We start from the raw sequence: 25,394 nt of genomic DNA, 5'->3' as shown, positions 1-25,394 counted from the left end.
CGCGACAAGCCACAACGCACCCACAGCCGACAACACACCCTGCACGCCACGGCGCCTGGTCGTCCGGCGCTTGCAAGCGCAGCGCCGGCGCACCGTCCGCCCCGCCACGGAGTGTCGGGCAGGCAGCTGGGCGGACGGCGCGGAAGCGGGCCGCCGCACTGTACGAGGGGGAGCCGGCGGCCCGGCCGGCCTCTTGCGAGGCATTTCAGTCAACCGGCTGGAAACTCTCCGCAACAGTGCGCGTACGCTGCGGATTCGAGCACTCCGTTCACACCCCGTGTGAAGCCGTTCGCACTACGCTGACGGCACCGAGCGATCCGGGGGGCACCTATGCAGCCCAACACTCTGCTCGACGCGATCCTGGACGAGGCCGGGATCTCGCATGCGGGGCTGGCGGCACACGTCAATCAGGCGGGGCGGGCGCGCGGCCTCGCGCTCCGGTACGAACACACCGCCGTGGCACGGTGGTTGAAGGGGCAGCGGCCCCGAGGGCAGGTGCCCGACCTGATCTGCGAGGTGCTCGCGGGACGGCTGCACCGCCCGGTCACCCTCGACGACATCGGCCTCGGGGTGCCCGGCGAGCCCTCCACCCCGCACGGCACCTCGCTGTCCGGCTTCGTCGAGCGGGCCACCGCGCTGTGGCGCTCCGACGAGCAGCAGCGCCCGCACATCCTGGGCGCGCCCGCGGTCACCGGCACCCCCGCCGTGATGCCGGTGTGGGAATGGGAGAACCCGCCCGAGGACGTGGATGTCTCCCGCGGCGGCCGGCACCGGGTCACCCCCGGCGACCTGGAGATGCTGCGCGCGGCCCGCACCCACTACGAGCAGATGTACCGCAAGGCGGGCGGCATCGCGACCCGCACCCGGATCGTCGGCTTCCTCAACGCCGAGGCCGCCCCGCTGCTGCGCGGCAGCTACACCGACGCCACCGGGCGCCAACTGCACCGGGCCACGGGCGGTCTGGTGGCCATCGCCGGCATCTGCGCTTACGACTCCGATGCGCACGGGCTCGCCCAGCGCTACTTCCACCAGGCGCTCAGGCTGGCGAAGGCCAGCGGGGACCGGGGTCTCGGCGCCTATGTGATCGCACTGCTGGTCAACCAGGCGCTGTTCATGCGGGAGTACCGCCAGGCGGTCGCCTTCGCGGAGGCCGCGCTGCGCGCCGCCGGCAAGCACATCACCCCCGCCCTCGCCTCCGATCTGTACGCGATGCAGGCCAAGGCGTACGCACACCTCGGCGACGGCACGAGCGCCCTGTCCTGCATCCGGCGTGCCGAGCTGGCCGCCGAACGCATCCGGCGCGGGTACGAACCCGACGAAACCGGCTATGTCCAGCCAGGTCTTGTCAACGTCCAGGTGGCGGAGGCGCTGCTCAGCCTCGGCGAACTCGTGGCCGCGGGCGAGCATGCCGCGGCGGCCGTCGACAACCCCGCGCACGACCGTGGCCGGGTGCACCGGCTGGCCATGCTCTCCACGATCGAACTGCGCCAGGGCAATGCCGACAAGGCGGTGGCCACCGCGGTGCAGATGGCCGAACAGGCCCGCGGAATGGAGTCCCAGCGGCTGCGCGACAGACTCCGCGCGGTACGCGAGTACCTGGTCCGCAGCGGCTGTGCGGGCACCGCCGAAGCCGCCGAACTCATCGACGGGGCACTGCGCGTACCGCTGTAGGCAGGTTCCTGAGCGCCGACACTTACAGTCCCTGCTGCGATATTGCCACTTACTCGACGGAAGGTGGCAGAACCGTGCAGTGGACGAAACAGAACGAACAAACTGTGTATGAAAACCGCTGGTTCACCGTCAACCTGGCAGATGTGGAACTGCCGGACGGGCGGCACCTGGACCACTTTCTGATACGGCTGCGGCCCGTCGCCGTGGCCACGGTGGTGAACGAGGCCAATGAAGTCCTCCTCCTGTGGCGCCACCGCTTCATCACCGACAGCTGGGGGTGGGAACTCGCTGCGGGTGTGGTCGAGGACGGCGAGGACATCGCCGTCGCGGCCGCCAGGGAACTCGAGGAAGAGACCGGCTGGCGACCGGGACCGCTGCAGCACCTCATGAGCGTCGAGCCGTCCAACGGCCTCACCGACGCCCGGCATCACATCTACTGGGCCGGCGAGGGCGAGTACGTCGGACATCCCGTGGACGACTTCGAGTCGGACCGCCGGGAATGGGTCCCCCTCAAACTCGTCCCCGACATGGTCGCCCGCGGCGAGGTCCCGGCCGCCAACATGGCGGCCGCGTTACTGCTCCTGCACCACCTCAGGCTCGGGCAGGACGCGTAGGCGCTCCGCTGGTAGCGCCGCAGCGCGTTGCCGATCGCCTGCGGGTCCGTCGTGGCTGGTCGCGCAGTTCCCCGCGCCCCTTCGGGGCGCTGCCCCAGCCCCGTCTCAGCGGCCCAGGGCTTGCCATACCGTCACGACGAGCGCGCCCACTGCCGTCAGCGCCGCGACCGCGGGCAGCGGCCAGCGGGCGTGCTCCAGGGCGATGATCCGTGCGCTGAGATCGTCGACTTCCTTGTGTGTCTCCTCGGTGCGATGGTTGAGCAGGGCCAGCCCTCCCTCGACGCGCGCGTAGGCGACATCGAGGCGGCGGCGTAACTCTGCGAGTTCTCCATGGACCACGGGATGCTCCGGGTCGGCGGTCACGGGTCCGCTCCTTTCCGTAGTCGTCACATCCCTTGCATTGCGCATGCAGAGTCAACTCGCCTGGTGGATGCGTGGGGAGCGTGTGCGACGGGCATATGCGGGCCCGGCGCGCACACGGTGTGTGAATGGCACGGGCCCGGCACTCCGAAGAGTGCCGGGCCCGTGTTGGTCGCACTGTGTAACCAGCACCCTGGAAGGGGCACTGTGCAAAGGCCGGTCGAGCTCAGCCGTAGGTGTAGAAGCCCGAGCCGGTCTTCCGGCCGAGCCTGCCCGCGTCGACCATGCGCTGGAGCAGCGGGGGAGCGGCGTACAGGGGCTCCTTGTACTCGGCGTACATCGAGTTGGCGATGGACACGATGGTGTCCAGGCCGATCAGGTCCGACAGCTTCAGCGGGCCCATCGGGTGGGCGCAGCCCATCTCCATGCCGTTGTCGATGTCCTCGCGGCCCGCGATGCCCGACTCGAACATGCGGATGGCGGACAGCAGATACGGCACGAGCAGCGCGTTGACCACGAAGCCGGAGCGGTCCTGAGCACGGATCGCGTGCTTGCCGAGGACCTTCTCCGCGAACAGCTGGGCCCGGCCGAGCGTGCCCTCGGAGGTGGTGAGCGCCGGGATCAGCTCGACCAGCTGCTGCACCGGGGCCGGGTTGAAGAAGTGGATGCCGACCACGTGGTCGGGGCGGGAGGTGGCCACCGCCAGCTTCACCAGCGGGATGGAGGAGGTGTTGGAGGCCAGGATGGCGTCCGGGCGGGTCACCACCTGGTCGAGCACCTGGAAGATCTCCGTCTTCACCTGCTCGTTCTCCACGACGGCCTCGATCACCAGATCGCGGTCGGCGAACTCGCCCAGGTCGGTGGTGAAGCTCAGCCGCGCCTGCGTCTCCTCCCGCTCCTGCTCGGTGATCTTGCCGCGCTCGGCGGCCTTGCCCAGGGAGCTGAAGAGCCGGGTCCGGCCGATCTCCAGGGCCTCCCCGGTGGTCTCGGCGACCTTGACGTCCAGACCGGCCCGGGCGCACACCTCGGCGATGCCCGCTCCCATCTGGCCACAGCCGACCACTCCGACGCGAGAGATGTCTCCCGTTGGGAAGTCCGTCACATCGACCCCTTCGCTGATCTACGAATGCGGCAGCGCCCCGGTGGTTCGGTGCCTGCTCCAAACCTGCACGTTACCTCCGGCGATCGTTGATCGATCGTTCGGGTCCGCGTGGCAGCCTGACGCGGGACGCGGCCCGGGTCGAGAATCTCCCCCGGTCACCCACATCGGCGCATGGAGGTACGGGAATGCTGCACCGTAGGTCTCGGCTGTCGCGGCGGGCGTTCGCAGCGGCGGCCCTGTCGGCTCTCGTGGCGGGGGGCGGTGCGGTGGCGGCGAGTGCCGCGATGGCGGGCGGCGACTCCGAGCGTCGGCGGCCCGTCCGGGAGATGCGGGGCGTCTGGGTGGCGACCGTCGCCAACCGGGACTGGCCCTCCAAGCCGGGGCTGACCGCGGCCGAACAGCGGGCCGAGCTGGTCGCCGTCCTGGACCGCGCCGTGCACGACCGCCTCAACGCCGTGATGTTCCAGGTGCGCCCGACGGCCGACGCGCTGTGGCCCTCCCCGTACGAGCCCTGGTCGCAGGTCCTCACCGGCACCCAGGGCCAGGACCCGGGCTGGGACCCGCTGGGCACGGCGGTGACCGAGGCCCACGCCCGCGGTCTGGAACTGCACGCCTGGTTCAACCCGTACCGCATCGCCAACCACACCGACGTGACGAAGCTGGTCGCCACCCACCCCGCGCGCAAACACCCGGAGTGGGTGGTCCCGTACGGCGGGAAGCTCTACTACAACCCGGGGCTGCCGAAGGTCCGTGCCTTCGTGCAGAACGCGATGCTCGACGCGGTGCGGAAGTACCCGGTGGACGCCGTCCACTTCGACGACTACTTCTACCCGTACCCCGTGACCGGCCAGACCTTCGACGACGACGCGGCCTACGCCCGCCACGGCAAGGCCTTCCCGGACCGGGACGCCTGGCGCCGCAACAACATCGACACGCTGGTGTCCGGGATCGCCACGCGGATCAAGCAGGTGCGGCCGGGTACGCGCTTCGGCATCAGCCCGTTCGCGGTGTGGCGCAACGCCGCCACCGACGCCCGTGGCTCCGACACCCGGGCGGGCGTGCAGACGTACGACGACCTGCACGCGGACACCCGCAAATGGGTGCGGGAGAACTGGATCGACTACATCGCCCCGCAGGTCTACTGGAACATCGGCTTCGCCGCCGCCGACTACGCCAAGCTGCTGCCCTGGTGGTCGGAGGTCGCGCGTGGCACCGGGACCCAGGTCTACGTGGGGGAGGCCCTGTACAAGGCCGGCGACCCGGCCCAGTCCGCGGCCTGGCAGGACGTCGCCGAACTCTCCCGCCACCTCACCCTGGCCAAGAACTATCCACAGGTGCGCGGACACATCTTCTTCGCCGCCAAGGACGTGGCGACGGACCGGATCGGCGCGATGGCACGGGTGGTCGCCGACCACTACCAGCGGCCGGCGAGACCCCCGCGTTGATCAGCGCCCGGCGGGGCGCTCAGTGTTGGATTTCCCTGTGGCGGATCTCGGTGTCCGGGCCCGGTGAGCAGATGCCCGTGTGCCCGTCCTCGAAGCGGACCCGGTACGGAGGGTTGCCCTCCTGGCCCAGTACTTCGACGATCTCGCCGACCTTGTCGTGTTGGCCTACCACCCTGCCGTGCTGGACAAGCTGGTCGCCCACGGTTGCACGCATCTGTAGGGCCTCCTCACCAGGTGCGGGAGCAGCGGTCCGTGGCCTTGAGTCTACGGCGCGGGGCCACGGTTGGAACCGGCGCGTACCCGCGCCGCTCAGCCCCGCGCCCGCTGCGTGACGGCGATGCACACCAGCACCGCCGCGGCCGTCAGCGGGGCGGCCACCGTCAGGTGCTCGCCCAGCAGCAGCACCGACCACACCAGTGTGAGCAGGGGTTGGGCCAACTGCAACTGGCTGGCCTTGGGAATGCCGATCGCCGCCATCCCCCGGTACCACACCACCAGGCCCAGGAACTGCGAGCCCACCGCCACCCACAGCAGCCCGGCCACGCTGTGCGCACTCAGCCGTACGGGCTCGTACGACAGCGCCAGCGCGGCCGCCGGCACGGTCAGCGGCAGGCACAGCACCAGCGCCCAGCCGATGACCTGCCAGCCCGGCATGACCCGGGCCAGCCGGCCGCCCTCGGTGTAGCCGGCCGCGCACACCAGCAGTGCGCCGAACAGATACAGGTCCGCGGTGGTCAGCGCGCCGCCGCTCTGCTGCACCGTGAAGGCGACGACCGCGGCCGCGCCCACCAGGGCCGCCGTCCAGAAGGTGCGGGAGGGGCGGCTGCCCATGCGCAGCGCGGAGAACAGGGCGGTCGTGAGCGGGAGCAGGCCGACCACGACGGCGGCGTGCGCGGTGGTCGACGTCTGCAGGGCCAGCGTGGTCAGCAGCGGGAAGCCGACGACGACCCCGGCGGCGACGACGGCCAGGCCCGCCAGATGCCCTCGGCCGGGCAGCGGCACGCGCAGGCCCAGCAGACAGGCCCCCGCGATCAGCGCCGCGAGAACGCTGCGCACGGCCACCAGGGACCAGGGCCCGAAGCCCTCCAGGCCCCAGGCGGTGGCGGGGAAGGTGAGGGAGAAGGCGACCACGCCGAGGGCGGCCAGGAGGGTGCCGGCGCGATGGTTCGCCGCGGTCACCGTGGTGCCCGCGGCGGTCGGCCGGGTCTCGCTGCCGACCGCTATCCGGCTGAAGGTAGTAGCGCTACTCTGTGCTCTCATGCATGAGCGTAGCAGTGTCGGTGAACTGGTGAAGCAGCTGCGGCGGGAACTGGACCGCTACTCTCCCGGTGGAAAGCTCCCGTCCAGCCGGTCTCTCGTCGAGCGGTACCGGGTCAGTCCGGTGACCGTCTCGCGTGCCCTCGGGCAACTGGCCGCCGAGGGGCTGGTGGTGACCCGGCCGGGTGCCGGAGCCTTCCGTGCCGAGCCGCGCGGCGGGGCCGCGCCCTCCGGTGACACCTCCTGGCAGGAGGTCGCCCTCAGCGCGGACGGCGCAGCCGATCTCGTACCGCGCTCCGTGGACGCCTCCGGGGTCACGGTCTCCCTCGCCGCCCCGCCGCCCGGAGTCGTCGAGTTCAACGGCGGCTATCTGCACCCGTCCCTGCAGCCGGAGCGGGCGATGGCGGCGGCCCTGTCCCGGGCGGGCCGTCGCCCCGGTGCCTGGGGGCGGCCGCCGATGGAGGGGCTGCCGGAGCTGCGCGAGTGGTTCGCGCGGAGCATCGGCGGCCAGGTCACCGCCGCCGGAGTACTGATCGCCGCGGGCGGCCAGTCCGCGCTGACCACCGCACTGCGCGCGCTCGCCCCGCCCGGTGCGCCGGTGCTCGTCGAATCGCCCACGTATCCCGGAATGCTGGCGATCGCGCGGGCGGCGGGCCTGCGGCCGGTGCCGGTCCCGGTGGACGCGGACGGGGTCCGGCCCGCGCTGCTCGCGGACGCGTTCCGGGCCACCGGCGCGCGGGTCTTCGTCTGCCAGCCGCTGTTCCAGAACCCCACCGGCGCCGTGCTCGCACCCGAGCGGCGCGGGGAGGTGCTGCGGATCGCCCGTGAGGCCGGTGCGTTCGTCGTCGAGGACGACTTCGTACGACGGCTGGTGCACGAGGACGCGGGGCCGCTGCCGAGTCCGCTGGCCGCCGACGACCCCGACGGAGTCGTCGTCCACGTCTGCTCGCTCACCAAGGCGACCTCGCCCAGCTTCCGGGTGAGCGCGCTGGCCGCCCACGGGCCGGTCCTGGAGCGGCTGCGTGCCATCCAGGTCGTCGACACCTTCTTCGTGCCCCGGCCGCTGCAGGAAGCGGCGCTCGAACTCGTGGGCTCGCCCGCGTGGCCGCGTCATCTGCGGGCGATCTCGGCGGAGCTGAAGGCCCGCCGTGACGCCATGACGACGGCGCTGCGGCTGGAACTCCCCGAACTGTCCCTCCCGCACATCCCCTCGGGTGGCTACCACCTGTGGCTGCGGCTGCCCGACGGCACTGGGGGCACCTCCCAGGCTTTCGGCTCTGGGGGAGAATCCGCCCTCACGGCGGCGGCGCTGCGGGCGGGCGTGGCGATCACACCCGGCCGTCCGTACTTCAGTGCGGAGTCCTCGGCGGCGCACGTCCGGTTGAGCTTTGCCGCGGTCGCGGGTGCGGGGGAGATCTTGGAGGGGGTGCGGCGGTTGCGGGTGGCTTGCGACGAGGTGTGTGTGCCGGGATAGGGCATCCTTCGGCTGCGGCGACGTCGTGGCTTGTCGCGCAGTTCCCCGCGCCCCCAAGGGTCGCTGCCGAACCGTTGGCGGATATGCGCCGGTAGCGCCCCTGCTCCGGTGAAAAACCGCTCGACGTCTTCGACCCCGGCCTGCGAATGTCCCTGCCATGACCGACGCGCCGAGCCTCCCCGAAGGCTATGAGATCTCCACCGACCCCGACCGTCTCGATGCCGACCGCGTCCACCGGTGGCTGACCACCGACGCCTACTGGGCCAAGGGCCGTTCGCGGGAGAAGCAGGAGCGGGCGGTGGCCGGGTCGCTCAACTTCGGGGTGTACGACACGGTTTCCGGTGAACAGGTGGCTTATGCCCGGGTCATCACCGACCGGGCGACCTTCGCCTGGTTGTGTGATGTATATGTCGACCGGTCCGTGCGCGGCAAGAGCATCGGTACGGCCATGGTGGGCGCCGTGCGTGATCACCTGGAGCCGTACGGGCTGCGGCGCATCCTGCTCGCCACCGCCGATGCGCACGGGGTCTACGCGAAGCTCGGATTCGAGCCGCTGGCGCAGCCGGACATCTGGATGGCCCTCGTTTTCGAGTGACTTGTCCGGCAGGTCCTGACCTTGAAGTAAGTTTTCGGGCACCGTCGGTGAATGCTCACGAACACCCCTTGACCTGCGCACTTTCCCGACACACCATCGCCGCATGCAACTTCGGGTCACTTTCGTCGCCGCCGCGCGCAGCTCGCCTCTGCTCGCCGAGCGCTTCGAGGACGACCGTCCGCTGGACCAGGCCGGCTGGGACGAGGTGCAGCGCGTCGCCCGCGATCTGGTGCCGCTGGCGGCGGCGGAGCTGCGCTACTGCTCGCCCACGCCGCGCAGCCGTGCCACCGGCGACGCCCTCGGCTATGCGCCGCTGGTCCAACTCGCTTTGCGGGACTGCGACATGGGCCGCTGGCGCGGGCTGACCCTCGGTGAGGCGATGGCCCGCGAGCCGGAGGCGGTGGACGCCTGGCTGGCCGACCCGCGGGCCACCCCGCACGGTGGCGAGTCGCTGCAGGGCTTCATCGCCCGGGTCGGCAACTGGCTCGACACCCGGCCCGCCGAGGACGGCGGCCGCATCGTCGCCGTGGCCGAGCCGTCCGTCGTCCGCGCGGCTCTGGTGTACGCGCTGAAGGCGCCGCCGTCGACGTACTGGAACATCGATGTGCGCCCCCTGTCGACGACCACCGTGACGGGTCACGCCGGGCGCTGGAACCTGCGCTTCGACGGGGCCCCGGTTCAGCCCTCGCGGACGTAGTCGGTGGTCAGGACGAGGTCCTTGGCGGGGCCGCCGACCCGCCACACCGTCCGCCAGTGGTCGGCGTCGCGGACGGTGTACTCGCCGCGGTAGAGGTCCGCCGCACAGGGGTGGTCGGCGACATGGTGCCCGGCGGTCAGATCCAGCTGGTGGAAGGGGCGCCCGTCGGCGAAACGCACGTCCGCGGTGCCCGGTGAACCCCCGGGCAGGAAGCGCAGGGTGCGTTCGGCGGGCCGCGCGACGCCCTGCCAGCTGAACATGCCGGACTCCTCGTGCAGCAGCCCGCCCTCGGGAAGTGGCCTGAAGAGTGTCGTGCCCTCGAACCGGCCCTCGTCGCCGCTCGTGAGGTCCCGCACGGTGCGTTGCACGTGCCAGCGCCCGGCGAGATGCGCGAGTACGTCCGCCACGGGCCAGAAGTCGCCCATGTTCAGCTCTTCTTCCGACGGGGTTGCAGGGGATCGGGGGAGGTGGTGAGTGTTTTGCGGTCGGGCAGGGGCTGGCTCTCGTGCTGCAGCGCGCCCTCGGGGAGCGGTCTGAGGAGTGGCCGGCGTTCGGCGAGATGCGTGAGTGCGTCCGCCACGGGCCGGAAGTCGCCCATGTTCGGCCTTTCTTCCGGCGGGGTTGCAGGGGATCGGGGGAGGTGGTGAGTGTTTTGCGGTCGGGCAGGGGCCGGCTCTCGTGCTGCAGCGCGCCCTCGGGGAGCGGTCTGAGGAGTGGCCGGCGTCCGGCGAGATGCGCGAGTGCGTCCGCCACGGGCCGGAAGTCGCCCATGTTCAGCCTTTCTTCCGCCGGGGGCGCAGGGGATCGGGGGAGCCGGTGGGCGTCTTGCGGTCGGCCTGGGCGCGGATCTCGTGGTGGGCGGCGTGACTCGTGGCGCGGAAGGCCTCCTCGTATGCGGCGAGCGCCCCGCCCAGGCCGCCGCCGGCGGTGCCACGGCGCCGGATCCGCCGTGCCAGCGAGGTGAAGGCCGCCATCACGACGGCCAGGCCACCGACCAGGAGAAGGAAAGGCGTCAACGCATCCATGGCGTCGACCTTACGCCCGCGTATTCGTCAGTACACGGGCGTCGTCGCCCCGCCCGTACGGCGGTCGACCCGGGTGGCGCGCTGCAGATCAGGCGGAGGTGGCCGGGGTCTCCTGAGCGGGCTGCTGTCCGAGCGGCAGCAGTCCGCGCTCGGCGAAGACCTTCTTCGCCACGAAGGTGGCGTTGAGCGCCCTCGGCATGCCGCAGTACACCGCCGAGTGGGTCAGGGCCTCGACGATCTGCTCGGGGTTGAGGCCCACGTTCAGGGCCGCGTTGACGTGCACGTCGAGCTGGGCCTCGCAGCCGCCGAGCGCGGTGAGCATGCCCAGCGTGACCAACTGCCGGTCGCGCGGGGCGAGCCCGGGACGGTCGTAGATCTCCCCGAAGGCCCAGGCGACGACCTGGTGGCCGAGCTCGGGGTTGATGTCGGCGAGGGACTCGACGACGCGTTGACCGGCTTCGCCGTCGACTCGCTTGAGGACCTCCATGCCGTGGGCGAAGCGGTCTTCGCGGGTGGTGCTCTCGCTCATTTCGGGTCTTCCGTCCCCGACCGCCCGTCGAGCAGTCGTTCATAGTGGTCGATCTTGTCGTCCAGCGCACGGGCGTTGCGGCGCAGCGCCCGGATCCGGTCGCCCAGTTCGGCGCGGTGCTCTCGCAGCATCGCCAGCCGGGCGGCGACCGAGCCGTCCCCCTCCGCCCGCAGCTGTGCGAAGCGCTGCATGTCGGCGATCGGCATACCGGTCTCGCGCAACCGCAGCAGGAACTCCAGCCAGGCCAGGTCGGCCGCGTCGTAGCGACGCTGGTTGCCGGTGGTCCGGCCGACCCGCTCGATCAGGCCCGCCTTCTCGTAGTAGCGCAGGGTGTCGTGCGAGAGCCCGGTGCGCTCGGCGACCTCGGCGATCGTGAGTGTCGGCTCCCGGTTCTGCGGGAGGGGGTGTCCGCTGGTCATGAACAGGACGGTAGAACCTGGAGCGCACTCCAGGTCAAGCAGATCACCGGGTGCACCACTGGGGGCTGCACCCGCCGGCCCGCTGAATTTCACCATCAAATAACTCTCCGGGAGAGTTCTGTTTCCCGGTCGTTCACTATTCTCCAAGCGCTCCTTCGTATTTCGGAATGGGCTTCACCACTTTTTGCGGACGGCACAACCAAACGGAAACGGAGTCCGTCTAAGCCGTCGAATCGATAACCCGCGGGGAGTGCCAAGGAATGGATCGCTCGACCCTGTCCACAGCCGTTTCGAGCGGTCATTTCTCGCCGAAGAAGGCCGCCGCCCTGCTCGCGGCCGTCATCTCCGCCGCCGTGTTCTGCGCCGCCGACGCCGTCGCACGCAGCTACCCCTTCGGCCCCCGCACCCGCAGCGTCAACGACCTCGGCAACCAGTACGTGCCCTTCCACGCGCACCTGTGGGACCTGCTGCACGGCAGGGCCGACGGTGGACTCTTCGTCAACTGGCAGTCCGGCTTCGGCTCGAGCTTCCTGCCCGACCTGGGCACCTACCTCAGCAGCCCGTTCGCCCTGCTCGTCGGCCTGTTCCCACGGCACGAGATCGATCTCGCGGTCTATGTGATCACCGTGCTGAAGATCGCCTCCGCCGGCGCGGCGATGGCCTGGCTGCTGCTGAGCCTGCGCCCCGGCCGCTGGTGGGGCGCCGGGCTGCTGGGGGCCTCGTACGCCCTGTGCGGCTGGACCGTGGCGCTCGGCGACTACAACCCGATGTGGCTCGACGGACTCATCGCCCTGCCGCTGCTGTGCCTGGTCGGCGAGTGGACCCTGCAGCGCCGGCGCCCGCTGCCCGGCGTCCTGATCGTGGCCCTCGCCTGGATCGCCAACTTCTACACCGCGTACATGGCCACCCTCTGCGCCGGCCTGGTGCTGCTGCTCCGGCTCTGGCTCTGCGACCTCTCCCGCAGACAGCGACTCGTGACGGCAGGGCGAGCCGCGGCCACCGTCGTCCTCGGCATGGGCCTGGCCGCACCGCTGGTGACCGTCGTGTACTTCGGCACTAAGCACGCCTACCCGGGGCGGGTCGTGCAGTTCGCGCCCGTGGGCACCCAGGACCTGCTGGCCCGTCTGCTGCCCGCGACGTACAGCTTCGGCACCCCGGCCCTCTACGTCGGAATGGCGGCGCTGCTCCTCGCCCTCGCGCTGCCCTTCCACCGGGCGGTTCCGGGGCGGGTGCGCACCGGGTGGACGCTGCTCGTCGCCGCGGTCGTACTGACGCTGCAGTGGGGGCCGACCCACCTGGTCTGGCACGCCTTCGCCACCCCCCAGGGCAGCCCCTACCGGCAGGCCTTCGTGGTGTGCGCGCTGCTGGTGATGGCCGCCTGGCAGGCCCTGTCGTACGGCCCTCCCGACCGGCGCGCGCTGGGGGCCGCGGGAGCGCTGCTCGCCCTGATCGCCGCCGTGGCGAGCCTCAGTCACCTGGTGAAGCCGGTGGCCTGGCCGATCCTGGTGCTCGCCGTCGTCGGTGCGGCGGGCGGACTGCTGCTGTTGCGCCGCGCCGACGGCCGTCGTACCGCCGTGGCCTGGCTCGCCCTGGTGCTGCTGTTCGGCGGGCAGTTCGGCGAGGCGGCGGCCACTTCCGCCGTAGCCACCCGTGTGCGCCTCGGCCACATGGACGACTACGCGCCCTGGGGAGCCCGGCAGGAGACCCAGGCGGAGGCGATCGCACGGGCCGACGGCTGGCCGCGGTACCGCACCGACCCGGGCCGGGAGCAGACCGTGGCCAACGACCCCCTGCTGGTCGGCGGCCAGGGCGCCCAGTACTACAGCAGCCTCACCGCCGACGTCCTCACCCGCACCCTCACCGCCCTCGGCGACGGCTGGACCTCGCGGGGGCGCAACCTGCAGAGCCTCGACAACCCCGTCACCGACGCGATCTTCTCCGTCGGAGCGCGGGTGCATTCCCCCGTCGACCCGCACCAGAAGTACCTGCCGCAGCTCGGCGGCCCGTGGTCGGTCTCCCGGCAGGACGTGCCGCCTCTGGTGACGGTACGCGGCACGCCCGGCCGGGCGTCCTTCGGGCCCTCGCCGTACCGCAACCAGGAGCTGCTGCTCGGCGCCCGCGTCTACACCCTCCCCCGGACCGCCGTCCGCGACGACAACGGAAAGCCGATGCGGGAGCAGGACTGGGTCGGTCAAGGGACGGCCCTCACCCACCCGACGATCACGGCCCGCTGCCCGGCCGGCAGCCAGGTCTACCTGTGGGCCCCGCGCTACTCCGGCACCGCACGCCTCGCAGGTCACGCCGCGCTCTTCCGCGCCCAGTTGCCGCGCAACCGCGCCGCCATGGCACCGCTCGGCACGGCCCCGGCCTCCGGCCGGCTGCGCATCGACCTCACCCCCGACCGCCCGGGCCTGATTCCGCGGGGCGCCGTCGGCTGCCTGGACACCACCCGGCTGCACAAGGCCGTCGCACACCTCAAGTCCACGGGAGCCACACAGGTCACCGTCTCCGACGCCACGGTCCGGGCCGAACTGCCCGCGGGCAGCCGGGGACTCGCGGTCCTCGCGGCTCCCCGCATCGCGGGCTGGCGCTGCGCCGCGGGCCACGGCGACGCCGTACCGGCCAGGCAGTTCCTCGGCCTGATCGCCGTCCCGCTCGACGGCTCCTCGACCAGCGTCACCTGCCAGTTCCATCCGCCCGGCCTGCGCCTCGGCACGGCCGTCGGGGCCGCCTCGCTGCTGACCCTGATCCTGCTCGGCGCCGTCACCGCCGTACGCCGACGGCGTTCCGCCACGCCCACCCCACCGACCACCCGCACCCGTCCGCGCGAGCCCATGACGGCGTTCTCTGACCGCGTCCCCAGGGGATAAACCATGCTCATATCGATCGTCGCACCCTGCTACAACGAGGAAGACGTCATCGAGCGCTTCCACGACCAGGTCCAGAAGGTCGCGGAGGAGCTCCTTCCACTCGGTCACGACATGGAGTTCGTCTACGTCGACGACGGCAGCCGCGACCGCACGCTCGCGGCGCTGGAGCGGCTGGCCGACCGGGACGCGCGCGTGCGCTACCTCTCCTTCAGCCGCAACTTCGGCAAGGAGGCGGCCCTGCTGGCCGGTCTGCGCCACTCCACGGGAGACTCCGTGATCGTCATGGACGCGGACCTCCAGCACCCGCCGGAGCTGATCAAACGCATGGTGGACCTGCGCAAGGAGGGCTACGACCAGGTCATCGCCAAGCGCACCAGGACCGGTGACCGGATGACCCGCACCGTCACCGCCCGCCTCTACTACCGCTTCATCAACCGCCTCGTCGACGTGGAACTCGTCGACGGCGTCGGCGACTTCCGGCTGATGTCCCGCCGCGTGGTGGACGCCGTCCTGGAGCTCACCGAGTACAACCGCTTCTCCAAGGGCCTGTTCGCCTGGGTGGGCTTCCCCAGCACCACCTTCGAGTACGAGAACGCCGTACGCGAGGCCGGCCGCAGCTCCTGGAGCCTGCGCAGCCTGCTCAACTACGGCATCGACGGGCTCCTCTCCTTCAACAACAGGCCGCTGCGCCTCGCCCTCTACCTGGGCATGGGCCTGCTGCTGTGTGCCCTCGCCTATACCGCGTGGATCGTGGGCGCCGCGCTCATCCACGGCGTGCAGACGCCCGGCTATGTCACGATCATCACCGCCGTCACCGGTGTCGCCGGAGTGCAGATGATCATGCTCGGGGTCATCGGGGAGTACACCGGCCGCATCTACTACGAGGTCAAACGGCGCCCGCACTTCCTGGTGAAGGCGAGCAATGTGGACCGGGCGAAGGACCTCATTCCCTGATGCGCAGTGCACTTGTCTCGAGGCAGATGATCACCTTCGCCGTGATCGGTGTCGTCAACACGGGCACGTATTACGGTGCCTATCTGCTGCTCCTCGCTCGTTTCCCCTACCTCCTCGCCCATATCCTCGCGACCGCGCTCAGCCTGACCGGTTCATTTTTCCTCAATGCGCGATTCACCTACCGGACACGCCCGACGCTGCGGAAATTCATGCTGTTCCCCCTGACGAATGCCGCGAATTTCGTCAGCACGACGGCCGGCGTCTACGTCCTCGTCGACCTGCTGCACTTCAGCAGCCGCTTCGCTCCGCTGCTCGCGTCCCTGGCGGCCATCCCGGTGACCTTCCTCGTCTCCCGCCGGATCATGCTGCCGAAGGCGGACCCCGCCCCGATTGCATAAACGTGCGTCGATACGTATAGTCATGCCATCCAGGAGGAGGATGACATGGCGGTACGTGCGGCAGTGGCCGGAGCGAGCGGATACGCGGGCGGAGAGCTCCTGCGTCTGCTCCTGGCGCACCCCGAGATCGAGATCGGGGCCCTGACCGGCAACTCCAACGCGGGCCAGCGGCTCGGCGCACTGCAGCCGCACCTGCTGCCGCTGGCCGACCGGATACTCCAGGAGACCACGCCCGAGGTCCTCGCCGGGCACGACGTGGTGTTCCTCGCCCTGCCGCACGGCCAGTCCGCCGCCGTCGCCGAGCAGCTCGGCCCCGACGTGCTCGTCGTCGACATGGGCGCCGACTTCCGGCTCAAGGACGCGGCCGACTGGGAGAGGTTCTACGGCTCCGCGCACGCCGGGACCTGGCCGTACGGCCTCCCCGAACTGCCGGGTGGCCGCGCCGCGCTGGAGGGGTCCAAGCGCATCGCGGTACCCGGCTGCTACCCGACCGCCGCCACCCTCGCCCTCTTCCCGGCCTACGCCGCCTCCCTCGCCGAGAACGAGGCCGTGATCGTCGCCGCCTCCGGCACCTCCGGCGCGGGCAAGGCGCCCAAGCCGCACCTGCTGGGCAGCGAGGTCATGGGCTCCATGTCGCCCTACGGGGTCGGCGGCGGCCACCGGCACACCCCCGAGATGATCCAGAACCTCAGCGCGGCGGCCGGGGAGCGGGTCTCCGTCTCCTTCACCCCGACCCTCGCGCCGATGCCCCGCGGCATCCTCGCCACCTGCAGCGCGAAGGCCAAGCCGGGCGTGACCGCCGAGTCCGTGCGCGCCGCGTACGAGAAGGCCTTCGCCGACGAGCCCTTCGTCCACCTGCTGCCCGAGGGCCAGTGGCCCGCGACGGCGTCCGTCTACGGTTCCAACGCCGTTCAGGTGCAGGTCGCGTACGACGAGGCGGCGGGCCGCATCATCGCGATCAGCGCCATCGACAACCTGACCAAGGGCACCGCGGGCGGTGCCGTCCAGAGCATGAACCTCGCCCTCGGACTCGACGAGTCCACGGGGCTTTCCACGATCGGAGTCGCACCGTGAGCGTCACGGCAGCCAAGGGATTCCAGGCGGCGGGCATCGCCGCCGGAATCAAGGAGAACGGCAACCCGGACCTGGCCCTCGTGGTCAACAACGGGCCCCGCCGCGCCGCCGCCGGTGTCTTCACCTCCAACCGTGTGAAGGCCGCGCCGGTGCTGTGGTCCGAGCAGGTCCTCAAGAGCGGCCAGGTCTCCGCGGTCGTCCTCAACTCCGGTGGCGCCAACGCCTGTACGGGCCCCAAGGGTTTCCAGGACACGCACGCCACCGCCGAGAAGGTGGCCGAGGTCCTCGGCCGGGGGGCCGTCGAGGTCGCGGTCTGCTCCACGGGTCTGATCGGCGTGCTGCTGCCCATGGACAAGCTGCTCCCGGGCGTCGAGACGGCCGCCGCCCAACTCTCCGAGCACGGCGGTGAGAAGGCCGCCATCGCCATCAAGACCACCGACACCGTCCACAAGACGTCCGTCGTCACCAAGGACGGCTGGACCGTGGGCGGCATGGCGAAGGGCGCCGGCATGCTCGCGCCCGGCCTCGCCACCATGCTCGTCGTCCTCACCACCGACGCGGCCCTCGACAGCGACGTACTGGACAGGGCGCTCCGGGCGGCGACGCGCACGACCTTCGACCGGGTGGACTCCGACGGCTGTATGTCGACCAACGACACGGTGCTGTTGCTCGCCTCGGGTTCCTCCGAAGTCACCCCGGAGTACGAGGAGTTCGCCGAAGCCGTACGGCAGGTCTGCGACGACCTCGGCCAGCAGCTGATCCGGGACGCCGAGGGCGCCAGCAAGGACATCAAGGTCGAGGTGGTCAACGCGGCGAGCGAGGACGACGCCGTCGAGGTGGGCCGCTCCATCGCCCGCAACAACCTCCTCAAGTGCGCGATCCACGGCGAGGACCCCAACTGGGGCCGTGTGCTCTCCGCGATCGGCACGACGAAGGCCGCCTTCGAGCCGGACCGGCTCAACGTCGCCATCAACGGCGTCTGGGTCTGCAAGAACGGCGGCGTCGGCGAGGACCGCGAGAAGGTCGACATGCGCTACCGCGAGGTGCACATCGTCGCCGACCTCGCCGCCGGGTCCGAGACCGCCACCATCTGGACCAACGACCTCACCGCCGACTACGTCCACGAGAACAGCGCCTATTCGTCATGAGCACCACTCGTAAGCACACCGCGCTCCCCAAGGCCCAGATCCTCATCGAGGCGCTGCCCTGGCTGGTCAAGCACAACGGCAAGACGGTCGTCATCAAGTTCGGCGGCAACGCCATGATCGACGAGGACCTGAAGGCCGCCTTCGCGCAGGACGTCGTGTTCCTGCACCACGCCGGCCTCAAGCCCGTCGTGGTGCACGGCGGCGGCCCGCAGATCAGCGCCGCCCTCGACCAGCACGGCATCGTCAGCGAGTTCAAGGCCGGCCTGCGCGTCACCACCGAGGACGCCATGGACGTCGTACGGATGGTGCTCGCCGGACAGGTCCAGCGCGAACTGGTCGGGCTGCTCAACCAGCACGGCCCGCTGGCCATCGGCCTCACCGGCGAGGACGCGCACACCATCACCGCCACCAAGCACCAGCCCGAGATCGACGGCGAACTGGTCGACATCGGGCGGGTGGGCGAGATCACCGCGATCGACACGGGCGCGATCGAGGCACTGCTCGCCGACGGCCGCATCCCGGTCGTCTCCTCGATCGCCCGCAGCCAGGACGACGGACATGTCTACAACGTCAATGCTGATACGGCGGCTGCGGCACTCGCTGCTGCTCTTGGAGCGGAGACTCTCATGGTCCTCACGGACGTCGAGGGTCTCTATGAGGACTGGCCGAACAGCGACGAGGTGATCAGCCGCCTCACGGCTTCCCAACTGGAGAAGCTGCTGCCGGAGCTGAGTTCCGGCATGGTGCCGAAGATGGAGGGCTGTCTGCACGCCGTGCGCAACGGTGTCACCACCGCCCGCGTCATCGACGGCCGGGTCCAGCACTCGATCCTGCTGGAGATCTTCACCGACGAGGGCATCGGCACGATGGTCGTGCCCGACGAGAATCCGCACGTACAGGGGGAGTCGTGAGCAACCAGGAACTGACCGCGCGGTGGCAGGGCGCGCTCATGAACAACTACGGCACCCCGCTGCTGCCCCTGGTGCGCGGCGAGGGCGCCAAGCTGTGGGACGCCGACGGCAAGCAGTACGTCGACTTCGTCGGAGGCATCGCGGTCAACGCGCTCGGCCACGCCCACCCGGCGATCGTCGAGGCCGTCAGCACGCAGATCGCGTCCCTGGGCCACATCTCCAACTTCTTCATGTCCGAGCCGACCGTGACCCTTGCCGAGCGGCTGCTGCAGCTGTTCGGCCGGGACGGCAGGGTGTTCTTCTGCAACTCGGGCGCCGAGGCCAACGAGGCCGCCTTCAAGATCGGCCGGCTGACCGGGCGGACGCACATCGTCGCCACCGAAGGCGCCTTCCACGGCCGCACCATGGGCGCCCTCGCGATGACCGGGCAGGAGGGCAAGCGGACGCCGTTCCTGCCGCTGCCCGGAGACGTCACGCATGTGCCGTACGGCGACGCGCAGGCGCTCGCGGCCGCGGTCACCGAGGAGACCGCGCTGGTCATCCTGGAGCCGATCCAGGGCGAGATCGGCGTCGTCCCCCCGCCGCCCGGCTATCTCAAGGCGGCCCGTGCGATCACGGCGGCGACCGGTGCGCTGCTGGTCCTGGACGAGGTGCAGACCGGAGTCGGTCGTACCGGCCACTGGTTCGAGTACCAGGCCCACGAGGGCGTCCTGCCGGACGTCGTCACCCTCGCCAAGGGGCTCGGCGGCGGACTGCCGCTGGGCGCGACCGTCGCCTTCGGGAGGGCCGCGGAGCTGCTGCAGCCCGGGCACCACGGCACGACCTTCGGCGGCAACCCGGTCGCCTGCGCCGCCGGACTCGCCGTCCTGGACACGATCGCGAACGAGGGGTTGCTGGAGAACGTCAAGCAGCAGAGCGAGAAGCTGCGGGACGGAATCGAGTCACTGGGCCACCCGTTGATCGACCATGTCCGGGGTGCGGGCCTCCTCCTGGGTATCGTGCTCACCGAGCCGCTCGCGCCCCAGGCGCGCCAGGCGGCTCAGGAGGCCGGATTCCTGGTGAACGCGCCCGCCCCCGACGTCGTACGGCTGATGCCGCCGCTGACTCTCGGCGACGACGAGGTGGACGCGTTCCTCCAGGCGCTGCCCGGCATCCTGGACCAGGCCGACGGGGACGGATCCGGAGAATGAGACGACGATGAGTCACGCGCAGGACGACGCACAGCACGCCGGGCCTGCCGTGCCGCAGACCCGCACCGCACGCCACCGCCGGATCGTGGACATCCTCAACCGGCAACCGGTGCGGTCGCAGAGCCAGTTGGCGAAGTTGCTGGCCGACGACGGGCTGAACGTCACGCAGGCGACGCTGAGCCGGGATCTCGACGAGCTCAACGCGGTGAAGATCCGCAACAACGACGGTGACCTGATCTATGCGGTGCCGAGCGAGGGGGGTTTCCGGACCCCTCGGGCGCCGCTGGGGGAGTCGGCGAAGGAAGAGCGGATGCGGCGGTTGTCGCAGGAGCTGCTGATTTCTGCCGAGGCGTCGGCGAATCTCGTGGTGCTGCGGACGCCGCCGGGGGCGGCGCAGTTCCTGGCCTCGGCCATCGATCAGGCGGAACTGCACGACATTCTCGGCACGATTGCCGGTGACGACACGTTGTTGCTGATCAGCCGTGATCCCAGTGGGGGGAGTGCGCTGGCCGAGCATTTGCTGAGGCTGGCTCAGAACGGCCACTGAGGGGGGTGGTTGCTGCCGTCCGCCGACTACGACCTCGTCGTGGCTGGTCGCGCAGTTCCCCGCGCCCCTGAAGGGGCGCTTCAGTCAGCCCAGGCGAGCAGCCAGGCCCCCTGTGCATCTCACCTCGTCGCCTGCTGTGATCAGTAGGGCCTCCACGTCCGGCAGGGACTCCAGCCAGCGCAGGCCCTGGTTGGAGCCCATGGCGAAGGCTGCGGTGGCCCAGCAGTCCGCCCAGGTGAGCTTGGGGGCCACCACCGTCACCGCCACCAGGTCGGTGACCGCGGAGCGGCCCGTGCGGGGGTCGACGATGTGGGCGCCGCGTTCGGCGGTGCCGGAGGTGGCCACCGCCAGCTCGTCGGCGCCGGCCGCGGAGACGACCGCCGCGAGGCCGCCAGGGCGCAGCGGGTCCGCCACCCCGACCCGCCAGGGCCGGTGCGGCTCGGGCAGGCCGAGCAGCTGGACGTCCCCGCCGCCGTTCATGCTCACACCGCTCACGCCGGGGATGGCCGCCAGCAGCCGGGCCGCGCGCTCGGCGGCCCAGCCCTTGACGATGCCGGTCGGATCCAGCCGCCCCTCGTAGCGCAGGCTGAACCAGCCGTCGCTCCTCCGCTCCGCCTCGGCGCCCAGCGCGAGCACCTCGGCGACCTCGGGGGCGCACTGCTCCACGGTCAACTCACCGCGGGTCAGCCGGGAGACCTGGCTGTCCTCGCGGTAGGTGCTGAACACCTCGTTCACCCGGTGCAGCCCGGCGATAGCCTCCGCCAGCGCCGCCTGCACCGCACCGGGCTCCCCGCCGCGGACGTCGAAGGAGAAGACGGTCCCCATGACCTCCTCCGCATGACGCACCGCGGCGGGAGCTTCTGCCGACTCGGCCACCGACTCAGCCACCGGCCTGGTCCAGAGCCGACTGCAGCGACTGCATATAGCCGCTGCTCGTGTACGTGGCACCCGACACCGCGTCGATCTTCGCGCTGCCGGCCGCCACCGCCTCCTGGTTGAGTTTCGGGATGGCCATCGCCGTCTTCTGGTCGCTGAGCCCGCCCTTGGGCGCCTGCACCGCGTCGGCCTTGGTGATCTTGCCGTTCGCCACCGTGATCCGGACCTGGACCGGCCCGTACTGGGTCTGCGCGACACTGCCGGTCACAGTCTTGGCCTGGGCGCTCGCGGAGCCCGAGCCCTGGGAGCTGCCGGACGCGGAACCGCCGCTGCCCTGCGAGGAACCGGCGCTCGCCTTCATCTTGTCGATCGCCGACTGCAGAGACTGCTTGTAGCCGTTGCTCGTGTACGTCGCCCCGGAGACCGAGTCGATCTGCGCGCTCTGCGCGGCGACCGTCTCCTTGGTCAGCTTCGGTATGGACAGCGCGGTCTTCTGGTCGCTGGTACCGCCCTTGGGCGCCTGGATCGCCTCAGCCTTGGTGATCTTGCCGTTGGCGACGGTCAGCCGGACCTGGACGTTGCCGTACTGCGTCTGGGCCACGCTGCCGTCGACCGTGCCGCTCCCGGCGCCCGCGGTGCCGCCCTGGGGCGACTCCTGTGCGGCCGCCGTCTGCTGCGGGGCCGCGCCGGCCGCCTGGGCGTTCGGGTCGGACGCCGGTTTCAGCGACAACAGCAGTACGACGCCCGACACGGTGGCGGCGGTGGCCAGCACGACACGCCGGATGGGGTGACTCTTCTTCATCGCTTTCCCAGACTCCTGAAGTCCCGTCGCTCACATCTCGAACGACTCGTGATGGATGCGGCGGGCGGGCACTCCCGCCCCGCGCAGTGCTTCGTACACGCCCTGCGCGAACCCGGCAGGCCCGCACATGAAGACGTCGTGCTGTTCGATGTCCGGCAGCTTCTGCCGCAGCCGCTCCGCCGAGATGTCCGGGCGCTCCCCGTCCGGACTGTTGACCGCGTACATGAGCCGGGCCCCGCGGTCGTCGGCGATGGCGGCGAGCTCGTCCCAAAGGGCCAGGTCCTGCGTGGTGTTGGCCCGGTAGAGGAGCGTGATGTCGCCGGAGGCGCCGGGCAGCGTCTCGAACAGCGCCCGCATCGGCGTGATGCCGACGCCACCCGCCACCAGCAGTACCTTGCCGCGGCTGCGCCGCTGCGCGGTCATCGCACCGTAAGGGCCCTCGGCCCACACCCGCGTGCCGGGCGTCAGCTCGCGCAGCCGGGCGCTGTGGTCACCGATCGCCTTGACGGTGATCCGCAGCATGTCGGGGCGGGGTGCCGCCGACAGCGAGTACGGGTGGGAGGAGAACCGCATGCCCGGCGCGAGGAACCGCCACCGGAAGAACTGGCCGGCCTCCGCGCCCATCCGGTGCAGCTTCCGCCCGCCGATCAGCACCGAGACGATGCCCGGGGTCTCCTCGATGACCGCCTCGACGCGCATGCGGTGCCGCAGGTTCAGCCGGATCGGGGTGAGGATCCGGTACCAGACCACCAGCGCGGTCACCGACCCGTACAGCGCGTACCAGAAGGTCTTCGCGGTCGGCTCGACGGCGAAGTCGTTGCCGGTGGTGATCTGGTGCCAGAACGTCAGGAAGACCGCTCCGTACGTCAGCAGGTGGACGTGGTACCACGTGTCGTACGGGATCCTGCGCCGCACCGGGCCGATCGACGTCAGCCCGATGACCACGAACAGGCCGGTGCCGATGGCCGCCTTGCCCATGTCCGGCAGCTGGTTGATGGAGTCGATCGTCTGCTGGACGATGTCGCCGAGCGATTTGCCCGCCTGCAGCGCATAGCCCCACATGATGAGGAAGACGTGCGCGAAGACCAGGCAGAGCGTGTAGCGGCCGCTCATCGCGTGCCAGCGTGCCACCCGGTCGGAGCCGACGCGCCGTTCGAGAGCGGGCACCCGGGCCATCTGCAGCACCACGAGCGCCATCAGATAACCCGCCAGCAGACCGGTGATCCGGCCCGCGTTGAGGATCTTGCCGTTCTGGTCGGCGATGGACGGCGTGTTGTGCCACCACAGCCACAGCACACCGACCGCGCCCGCCCACACGGCGAGCAGCAGGACGGTCGCCGGGGAGCGGCGCGGGCGGATGCGGCGCATCGTCTGGCGGCGGGCGGCGCGGCCGCCTGCGAGCGTGGTGGTCACTGTTCCTCCGGGGCGGGGGCAAGGGGGCTGTCGTGGTCCCTTGGCCCAGAGATACGTGCCGCGAAGCCGGTGTGTTCAGCCGCGTGCCGAGTCCAGGGCGGACTGGAGTGACTGGCGGTAACCCTCACTTGTGTAGGTGGCCCCGGAGACGGTGTCGATGTCCGCGCTCTGGGCCTGCAGCGCCTCGCTCCTGAGTCGGGGGAGGGCGAAGCTGTTGATCTCCTGGTCCCGCGGATTGTCCGTGGGGTAGGTGACAGCGGTCACCTCGGTCAGCCTGCCGTTCTTGAGGGTGATGCGGACCTGGACGGGGCCCCAACGGGTCTGGACGGTGTCGCCGGTGACGGTCTTCGTGCCGGTGGCCGCGGCGGCACTCGAACTGCCGGACGGCGCGGGTACCGCCAGGGCCGCCGCCGGTGCCGAGTGCGGCTTCAGGGAGAGCAGCAGCACCGTCCCGGAGACGGTGGCGGCGCTCGCCAGCACGATCCGGCGCAGCGGGCGGTTCTTCTTCAACGCGTGCACTTCTACCGCCTCACAGCTCGAACGACTCGTGGTGGATACGGCGGTCCGGCACACCCGCGGTGCGCAGCGCCTCGTACAGCTCGCGGGCGAAGCCGTGCGGGCCGCAGATGTAGACGTCATGGCCCACCAGGTCGGGGAAGGACGCGCGCAGGGACTGGGCGCTGAGACTGGGGCGCCGTCCGTCCGGCCCGTTGAGCGCATACAGCACCGTGGCCCCGCGCCAGCGGGCGATGGCCTCCAACTCGCCGCCCAGGGCGAGGTCTTCGGCCGTGCGTGCCCGGTAGAGAAGGGTGACTTCGCCGGGCAGCGTCTCGAACAGCGCCCGCAGCGGCGTGATGCCGACGCCGCCCGCGATCAGCAGGGACTTCTGTGCCGTCTGCCGGTCCTGGGTCAGCGACCCGTAGGGGCCCTCCGCCCACACCCGGGTGCCCGGCCGCAGCAGCGCGACGGCCGCGCTGTGGTCGCCGAGCGCCTTGACCGTGATCCGCATCAGGTCCTGACGGGGCGTCGCCGACAGGGAGTACGGCGTCGACGTCCAGCCCATGCCCTCGCCGAGGAACCGCCAGCGGAAGAACTGCCCGGCCCGCACGCCCAGTTCGTCCAGCCGCTCGCCCCGTACGACTACGGAGTACACACCCGGCGCCTCCTCGTGCACCGACTCCACCCGCAGCCGGTGCCGGAGATTGAGCCGCAGCGGTACCAGGACCCGGAACCACAGCACCAGGGCCGCGACACCGAGGTACAGCGCGTACCAGGCGGCCGTCGCCCCGGTGTGGCCGTTGAACTCGTTGCCCAGAGTCAGCTGGTGGAAGAAGGTCAGGAACACCGCCAGGTACGTCAGCAGGTGGACGTAGTACCAGAACTCGTAAGAGAGCCGACGGCGGGCGGCGCGCGCCGAGGTGATGCCGACCGCGAACAGGATGAGCGTGCCGAAGCCGGCTTTCAGCATGTCCGGGTAGTCAAGGACCACGGTGAGCGTCTCGTGCCACACCGAGGCGCGGTCCTGGGCGGCGTACCCGAGCAGGATCAGCACGATGTGCGCGACCAGCAGGCACACCGTGTAGCGGCCGGCCATCGCGTGCCAGCGGGCCACCCGGTCCGAGCCGATCCGCCGCTCCAGCAGCGGCACCCGCGCCATCAGACCGACCAGCACCGCACAGGCGTACCCGCACCACAGCCCCGCGATCCGCCCGGCCCCGGTCAGCCAGCCGGCCGTCCCCACCACCGACCCGGTGTCCGTCCACCACAGGGCGAGCACGGCCGCCGCCCCCGCCCACAGCAGGGCGAGCACGGGGCCCGCGGGGGAGCGCCGCGCGGCCGGCGCCACGGCCGGTGCCGTCCGCCGCTCGTACACGGTGGTCATGTGTGCGTCCTTTCGCCTGCGTCCGGACGCAACTGTGCCGCCCCAACCTCTCAGCAGCCTCTGAACCGGCCCTCTCCGAGCCCACTCAGAGGAAACTCAGAGCTTCGGCGGCCGCCGCCCGCCCCGACGAGGGGTGATCCT

The 25,394-nt window shown here is 70.9% G+C and carries 27 protein-coding genes; 14 read left to right on the top strand and 13 right to left on the bottom strand.

The annotated features are described in order from the left end of the window. Window positions 1-330 precede the first annotated feature (330 nt). Together ACIBW9_RS28515 and ACIBW9_RS28510 are read left to right on the top strand one after the other, a co-directional pair. Window positions 331-1,671 carry a transcriptional regulator gene (locus ACIBW9_RS28515; protein ID WP_398959826.1) on the top strand — a complete coding sequence of 447 codons (1,341 nt, stop codon included), beginning with the start codon at window positions 331-333 and terminating at the stop codon, window positions 1,669-1,671. A gap of 74 nt (window positions 1,672-1,745) precedes the next feature. Next, the gene (locus tag ACIBW9_RS28510; protein ID WP_398959824.1) at window positions 1,746-2,285 is read left to right on the top strand and encodes an NUDIX hydrolase; all 540 of its coding nucleotides are present in this window, start codon (window positions 1,746-1,748) and stop codon (window positions 2,283-2,285) included. Between the two features lie 105 nt (window positions 2,286-2,390). Here ACIBW9_RS28510 and ACIBW9_RS28505 read toward each other — a convergent pair whose 3' ends face one another. Further along, a complete protein-coding gene (locus ACIBW9_RS28505) occupies window positions 2,391-2,648 on the bottom strand; it encodes a hypothetical protein (protein ID WP_344405644.1) in 258 nt (85 codons plus the stop codon). Window positions 2,649-2,871: 223 nt separating this feature from the next. Next, on the bottom strand, window positions 2,872-3,747 hold the full coding sequence (locus ACIBW9_RS28500) for a 3-hydroxybutyryl-CoA dehydrogenase (protein WP_398959821.1): 876 nt from the start codon (window positions 3,745-3,747) through the stop codon (window positions 2,872-2,874). Window positions 3,748-3,932: 185 nt separating this feature from the next. Here ACIBW9_RS28500 and ACIBW9_RS28495 point away from each other — a divergent pair, with 185 nt between their 5' ends. After that, on the top strand, window positions 3,933-5,192 hold the full coding sequence (locus ACIBW9_RS28495; RefSeq protein ID WP_398959819.1) for a glycoside hydrolase family 10 protein: 1,260 nt from the start codon (window positions 3,933-3,935) through the stop codon (window positions 5,190-5,192). Between the two features lie 19 nt (window positions 5,193-5,211). Here ACIBW9_RS28495 and ACIBW9_RS28490 read toward each other — a convergent pair whose 3' ends face one another. Beyond that, window positions 5,212-5,406: a DUF1918 domain-containing protein gene (locus ACIBW9_RS28490; protein ID WP_099927555.1), complete on the bottom strand. Its 195-nt coding sequence runs from the start codon at window positions 5,404-5,406 to the stop codon at window positions 5,212-5,214. Window positions 5,407-5,501: 95 nt separating this feature from the next. Beyond that, window positions 5,502-6,452 carry a DMT family transporter gene (locus ACIBW9_RS28485; RefSeq protein WP_398959817.1) on the bottom strand — a complete coding sequence of 317 codons (951 nt, stop codon included), beginning with the start codon at window positions 6,450-6,452 and terminating at the stop codon, window positions 5,502-5,504. On the opposite strand from ACIBW9_RS28485, the gene ACIBW9_RS28480 reads away from it, so the two are divergent. From ACIBW9_RS28480 to ACIBW9_RS28470, 3 genes are all read left to right on the top strand, one after another. Continuing rightward, entirely contained in the window at window positions 6,421-7,923 is a 1,503-nt protein-coding gene (locus ACIBW9_RS28480; RefSeq protein WP_398960159.1) for a PLP-dependent aminotransferase family protein, read from the top strand. The two genes, ACIBW9_RS28485 and ACIBW9_RS28480, sit on opposite strands and share 32 nt — an antisense overlap. A gap of 157 nt (window positions 7,924-8,080) precedes the next feature. Further along, window positions 8,081-8,518: a GNAT family N-acetyltransferase gene (locus tag ACIBW9_RS28475; RefSeq protein ID WP_398959815.1), complete on the top strand. Its 438-nt coding sequence runs from the start codon at window positions 8,081-8,083 to the stop codon at window positions 8,516-8,518. Window positions 8,519-8,621: 103 nt separating this feature from the next. Next, window positions 8,622-9,215 carry a histidine phosphatase family protein gene (locus tag ACIBW9_RS28470; protein WP_398959813.1) on the top strand — a complete coding sequence of 198 codons (594 nt, stop codon included), beginning with the start codon at window positions 8,622-8,624 and terminating at the stop codon, window positions 9,213-9,215. Here ACIBW9_RS28470 and ACIBW9_RS28465 read toward each other — a convergent pair. The 4 genes from ACIBW9_RS28465 to ACIBW9_RS28450 all read right to left on the bottom strand — a co-directional run bounded on the left by ACIBW9_RS28465 (window position 9,197) and on the right by ACIBW9_RS28450 (window position 11,188). Continuing rightward, complete coding sequence (locus tag ACIBW9_RS28465) at window positions 9,197-9,640, bottom strand: DUF6314 family protein (RefSeq protein ID WP_398959811.1); 444 nt, start codon at window positions 9,638-9,640, stop codon at window positions 9,197-9,199. The genes ACIBW9_RS28470 and ACIBW9_RS28465 overlap by 19 nt on opposite strands. Before the next feature lie 348 nt (window positions 9,641-9,988). Further along, on the bottom strand, window positions 9,989-10,240 hold the full coding sequence (locus tag ACIBW9_RS28460) for a hypothetical protein (RefSeq protein WP_398959809.1): 252 nt from the start codon (window positions 10,238-10,240) through the stop codon (window positions 9,989-9,991). 88 nt (window positions 10,241-10,328) lie between these two features. Next, complete coding sequence (locus ACIBW9_RS28455; RefSeq protein ID WP_398959807.1) at window positions 10,329-10,769, bottom strand: carboxymuconolactone decarboxylase family protein; 441 nt, start codon at window positions 10,767-10,769, stop codon at window positions 10,329-10,331. Next, window positions 10,766-11,188 carry a MerR family transcriptional regulator gene (locus tag ACIBW9_RS28450; RefSeq protein WP_398959805.1) on the bottom strand — a complete coding sequence of 141 codons (423 nt, stop codon included), beginning with the start codon at window positions 11,186-11,188 and terminating at the stop codon, window positions 10,766-10,768. The genes ACIBW9_RS28455 and ACIBW9_RS28450 overlap by 4 nt, the downstream gene beginning before the upstream one ends. Before the next feature lie 260 nt (window positions 11,189-11,448). On the opposite strand from ACIBW9_RS28450, the gene ACIBW9_RS28445 reads away from it, so the two are divergent. Genes ACIBW9_RS28445 through ACIBW9_RS28410 form a run of 8 tightly spaced genes read left to right on the top strand, consistent with a single transcriptional unit; the run spans window position 11,449 to window position 20,280 of the window. Beyond that, window positions 11,449-14,058: a YfhO family protein gene (locus ACIBW9_RS28445; RefSeq protein WP_398959803.1), complete on the top strand. Its 2,610-nt coding sequence runs from the start codon at window positions 11,449-11,451 to the stop codon at window positions 14,056-14,058. Between the two features lie 3 nt (window positions 14,059-14,061). Next, a complete protein-coding gene (locus tag ACIBW9_RS28440; protein ID WP_398959801.1) occupies window positions 14,062-15,012 on the top strand; it encodes a glycosyltransferase family 2 protein in 951 nt (316 codons plus the stop codon). 26 nt (window positions 15,013-15,038) lie between these two features. Further along, complete coding sequence (locus tag ACIBW9_RS28435) at window positions 15,039-15,410, top strand: GtrA family protein (protein ID WP_398959799.1); 372 nt, start codon at window positions 15,039-15,041, stop codon at window positions 15,408-15,410. A gap of 45 nt (window positions 15,411-15,455) precedes the next feature. Next, window positions 15,456-16,484 carry an N-acetyl-gamma-glutamyl-phosphate reductase gene (argC, locus tag ACIBW9_RS28430; protein WP_398959797.1) on the top strand — a complete coding sequence of 343 codons (1,029 nt, stop codon included), beginning with the start codon at window positions 15,456-15,458 and terminating at the stop codon, window positions 16,482-16,484. After that, entirely contained in the window at window positions 16,481-17,632 is a 1,152-nt protein-coding gene (argJ, locus tag ACIBW9_RS28425) for a bifunctional glutamate N-acetyltransferase/amino-acid acetyltransferase ArgJ (RefSeq protein ID WP_398959795.1), read from the top strand. The genes argC and argJ overlap by 4 nt, the downstream gene beginning before the upstream one ends. Continuing rightward, entirely contained in the window at window positions 17,629-18,543 is a 915-nt protein-coding gene (argB, locus tag ACIBW9_RS28420) for an acetylglutamate kinase (RefSeq protein ID WP_115909264.1), read from the top strand. The genes argJ and argB overlap by 4 nt, the downstream gene beginning before the upstream one ends. Then, the gene (locus tag ACIBW9_RS28415; RefSeq protein ID WP_398959793.1) at window positions 18,540-19,733 is read left to right on the top strand and encodes an acetylornithine transaminase; all 1,194 of its coding nucleotides are present in this window, start codon (window positions 18,540-18,542) and stop codon (window positions 19,731-19,733) included. Before argB ends, ACIBW9_RS28415 begins: the two co-directional genes overlap by 4 nt. 7 nt (window positions 19,734-19,740) lie before the next feature. Further along, entirely contained in the window at window positions 19,741-20,280 is a 540-nt protein-coding gene (locus tag ACIBW9_RS28410) for an arginine repressor (RefSeq protein WP_351466396.1), read from the top strand. Between the two features lie 84 nt (window positions 20,281-20,364). Here the strand turns inward: ACIBW9_RS28410 and ACIBW9_RS28405 are convergent, their stop codons facing one another. The 5 genes from ACIBW9_RS28405 to ACIBW9_RS28385 form a co-directional block, all read right to left on the bottom strand. Further along, window positions 20,365-21,105, bottom strand: a complete 741-nt coding sequence (locus tag ACIBW9_RS28405) for an FAD:protein FMN transferase (protein WP_398960158.1) — start codon at window positions 21,103-21,105, stop codon at window positions 20,365-20,367. Window positions 21,106-21,160: 55 nt separating this feature from the next. Next, complete coding sequence (locus ACIBW9_RS28400) at window positions 21,161-21,958, bottom strand: FMN-binding protein (RefSeq protein WP_398959790.1); 798 nt, start codon at window positions 21,956-21,958, stop codon at window positions 21,161-21,163. A gap of 30 nt (window positions 21,959-21,988) precedes the next feature. Then, window positions 21,989-23,371: a ferric reductase-like transmembrane domain-containing protein gene (locus ACIBW9_RS28395; protein ID WP_398959788.1), complete on the bottom strand. Its 1,383-nt coding sequence runs from the start codon at window positions 23,369-23,371 to the stop codon at window positions 21,989-21,991. Between the two features lie 75 nt (window positions 23,372-23,446). Continuing rightward, window positions 23,447-23,890: an FMN-binding protein gene (locus ACIBW9_RS28390; protein ID WP_398959786.1), complete on the bottom strand. Its 444-nt coding sequence runs from the start codon at window positions 23,888-23,890 to the stop codon at window positions 23,447-23,449. Window positions 23,891-23,900: 10 nt separating this feature from the next. Beyond that, the gene (locus ACIBW9_RS28385) at window positions 23,901-25,253 is read right to left on the bottom strand and encodes a ferric reductase-like transmembrane domain-containing protein (protein ID WP_398959784.1); all 1,353 of its coding nucleotides are present in this window, start codon (window positions 25,251-25,253) and stop codon (window positions 23,901-23,903) included. Window positions 25,254-25,394: the final 141 nt, after the last annotated feature.

Origin of the sequence: Streptomyces sp. NPDC049541 (assembly GCF_044465725.1) — a bacterium.
In the GTDB taxonomy this organism is placed as follows: Bacteria; Actinomycetota; Actinomycetes; order Streptomycetales; family Streptomycetaceae; genus Streptomyces.
The sequence above is the reverse complement of the archived record's forward strand: the minus strand, read 5'-3'. Positions and strand labels throughout refer to the sequence as shown.